Source organism: Phyllobacterium sp. P5_D12 (assembly GCF_054049495.1).
This window is the reverse complement of sequence record NZ_JBFUMG010000491.1, coordinates 1-3349: the sequence shown is the minus strand read 5'-3', so window position 1 is coordinate 3349 and position 3349 is coordinate 1. Positions and strand designations below refer to the sequence as shown.

Genomic DNA, 3349 nt, shown 5'->3' with positions numbered 1-3349 from the left:
TCTTCGAATGGCAGGAAGGGTCGATGTTCTCGATACCGATGAACGCCATGCACCGGATCGTCAACGCAACCAATAATCCGGCACTTCTGCTTGGCGGCACGACCGCGCCGAATGTTCTCAACCAGATCCAGAATGCCGATGCGGTCTTCAATAACCCATATGTCTTCCGCGACCGCTTTTCCGGAGCCGACGACTTTTACAAGTATCGCGAGGAAATCGAGCCAGATCCCGTTCGCGGGCTCGCCATGCGGCGGACCAACTTCATGCCAGACGCCGTCAATTGCGAACTGCCGCTCGACAACAGACGCTCGCCAGGTTACCGCCGCGTTGAGCCGTTCATGACCAACAACACCTTCTACTACTGGATCGGCCAGCATGAGAATGGCCGTTATTCGAAAGCGCACGCACATACGTCGGCGGCAATTCTGATCTGCCTGAAAGGCGAAGGCTACACCTATACCTGGCCCGAAGAATACGGCGTCAATCCCTGGAGGGATGGCCATGCCGACAAGATCAAGCGCCTTGATTACGGTCCTTTCGGCATGGTGTCCGCCGCCCCGGGTGGTGCGCGCTGGTATCATCAGCACTTCAGTGTTTCCAAGGAGCCTTTCCGCCTGATGGCGTGGTTCGGCCCGCATAATCCTGGCCGCGATCCCGGCGCTCCTGGTGAAAAGCACACCGACTATACCGCAATCGACGTCAATGAAGGCGGCACGGCTATCCCGTACTGGATGGAGGACCCCTATATCCGCAAGGAATATGAGGAGAAGCTGAACCGCAATGGGGTCGAAATCCGTATGAAGCCGGAATGGTACGTCACGCCGGATGACACGACGAAAAAAATGTCCACCGTCGTCTGAGCAGCTAATTTCAATGTCAGAGGAACCAGAGGAAGGCGGCCGGATATTCTTCTCTAATATCGGCCGCAGTATGGAACTTGAGGATGAGATACAGTTGACCAGTGTCGGTATCGACATTGGAACATCAACGTCTCACCTCGCCTTCTCCCGCATCGTGCTGGAGCGTCTCGATACGCGCTATATGGTAGTCGAGCGGACGCTTCTGCATCAATCCGATGTTTTGCTCACGCCCTATCGCAGCGATGATGCTATCGACGCCGACGCGCTCGCATCGTTTTTCGAGGCCCAGTACGAAGCCGCCGGCCTGAAGCCCGAGGACATCGACACGGGGGCGCTCATCCTCACCGGCGTTGCCGTCAGGCGCAGCAATGCGCGCGCCATTGGCGAAATCTTTTCGGCGCAGACAGGCAAATTTGTCGTGGTCAGCGCGGGGGACGGTCTGGAAACCACTCTGGCCGCGTTCGGGTCTGGCGCGGTTGCTCTATCCGGCAGAACGCGCCAGCGCGTGCTCAACGTCGATATCGGTGGGGGCACGTCAAAACTCGCACTGTGCGAAAACGGCGCCATCCGCCATATCAGCGCCATCGACATTGGTGCGCGCGTCGTCGCATTCGATACTGACCGGCGGGTTACGCGGTTGGAAGAAGCCGGCAAATATTTTGCGAAGCGAGCAGGCGTGGCGTTGGTGCTCGGCGCGGTTCTCACGCCCGAGGATGCCGGAAAACTCGCGGCGTCCATGGTCGACCACCTGTTCGAAGCTATGAAGGGTGGCGCAATGCGCAGCGAAACCGCTGGTCTCCATCGCCTGCCTGCCCTGCCCGAGGGACCACCACCGGACATAGTCACGATTTCCGGCGGCGTTTCGGAATTTCTCTATGCCGATACCAATGCAGGGTTCAGCGATCTCGGACCCTTGCTGGCCCGGCAATTGCGCAAGCGGCTCGACGACTGGAGGCCGCGCCTTGAACGTCCCGAACAGGGTATCCGGGCGACCGTCGTCGGCGCCTCGCAATATACTGTACAGGTCAGCGGCAGTACGATCTTCGTCAGGCCACTCGTTGCCCTGCCCGTTCGCAATGTTCCCGTCATAAAGCCCGCATTCGCATTCGATGATGATATCGACGCCGAACGTGTTGGCTTAATGGTGAAGGAAGCACTGGCACGGCTCGATTTGACCCACGGCGACAGCCCTGTGGCCATTTGCTACGAATGGCAGGGATCGGCAAGCTACAGGCGCCTCGATGATTTCTGTAGGGGGATACGAGAGGGCTTGTCACAGATCCTTGCCAAAGGCCAACCCCTGATCCTCGTCGGTGACAGCGATGTCGGAGGATTGGTCGGGATGCATTTCGTCAGTGCGGACGGCGTCAATTCGATCATCTCGATCGACGGCATCAAACTTGACGAGTTCGATTTCATCGATATCGGAGCCATGCTCGAAACGTCCGGCGCTGTGCCCGTCGTCATAAAGTCACTGGTATTTCCCAGCATGGGCCTTGGCCACAAGGGTCTCGAACCAGTCGAACCGGCGTGAGAAAAGTTTCACGCCGATACTTCGACGTGCAGATTGTCATAGCCTTTGGCGCGGTAGACGATGACGGAAATTATCCAGCTCAGGACGAATATCCCGACGACTGCATAACCGAAATTGGCCAAATTATCGTTCAGTCCTCCAACGAACTGCCAGAACGATCCTTCGAGACCGAGCTTGTCGCTGATCAGACCAAGCGCTTCCACGCCGCCGATAAAGACAGCGACGACGACGGAAGCTCCAGTGATTGTCAGATTGTACCAGAGCTTCCGCATGGGATTGATCGACGCCCAACCATAGGCACCGGTCATCAGGACGCTGTCGGTCGTGTCCATGAGCGACATACCCGCTGTGAAGAGTGCAGGAAACAYGAGGATCGTCCAGAATGACATGCCCTGCGTCGCTTGCGCTGCCGAAATCCCGAGCAGGCCGATTTCCGTTGCGGTGTCGAATCCCAACCCGAACAGGAAGCCGATCGGATACATATGCCAGGACCGCGAAACCACGCGGAAAATCGGCCGGAAGATGCGAGCGATAAGCCCTCTTCCCGACAGCAGTGCGTCGAGGTCGTCGTCGACAATTTTCTCGCCGCGGCGCGCACGGCTGAAGGCCGACCAGATACCCCGCAGGATAAAGAGATTGGCCAGGCCAATAACGAGGAGGAACACGGCCGACACGGACGTGCCGATGACACCACCGACATGATGGAACGATTCAAGATTGCTCTGCATCGCAGCGGCAGTCGCGGCGATGATCAGGGAAGCGATGACGACGATGCTTGAATGTCCAAGGGAAAAAAAGAAGCCGACCGAATAAGGCGCCTTGCCCTCCTGCATCAACTTGCGGACGACATTATCGATCGCGGCAATATGATCGGCGTCGAAAGCATGGCGCAGACCGAACATGTAGGCGAGAAGAGCAGTCCCCAGCAATGAAGGGCGATCGGAGAAGGCAATCC

The 3349-nt window shown here is 57.8% G+C and carries 3 protein-coding genes; 2 read left to right on the top strand and 1 reads right to left on the bottom strand.

Translation table 11 applies throughout. The features are described 5' to 3' along the window. Both ACXJ5O_RS22320 and ACXJ5O_RS22315 read left to right on the top strand, forming a co-directional pair. A partial coding sequence (locus ACXJ5O_RS22320) for a hypothetical protein (protein WP_457301805.1) occupies positions 1-860 on the top strand: 860 nt, incomplete at its 5' end. A gap of 13 nt (positions 861-873) precedes the next feature. Further along, positions 874-2394: an ethanolamine ammonia-lyase reactivating factor EutA gene (locus tag ACXJ5O_RS22315; protein WP_457301804.1), complete on the top strand. Its 1521-nt coding sequence runs from the start codon at positions 874-876 to the stop codon at positions 2392-2394. Between the two features lie 8 nt (positions 2395-2402). Here the strand turns inward: ACXJ5O_RS22315 and ACXJ5O_RS22310 are convergent. Next, positions 2403-3349, bottom strand: a 947-nt coding sequence (locus ACXJ5O_RS22310) for a HoxN/HupN/NixA family nickel/cobalt transporter (protein WP_457301803.1), incomplete at its 5' end; no start/stop codon positions are given.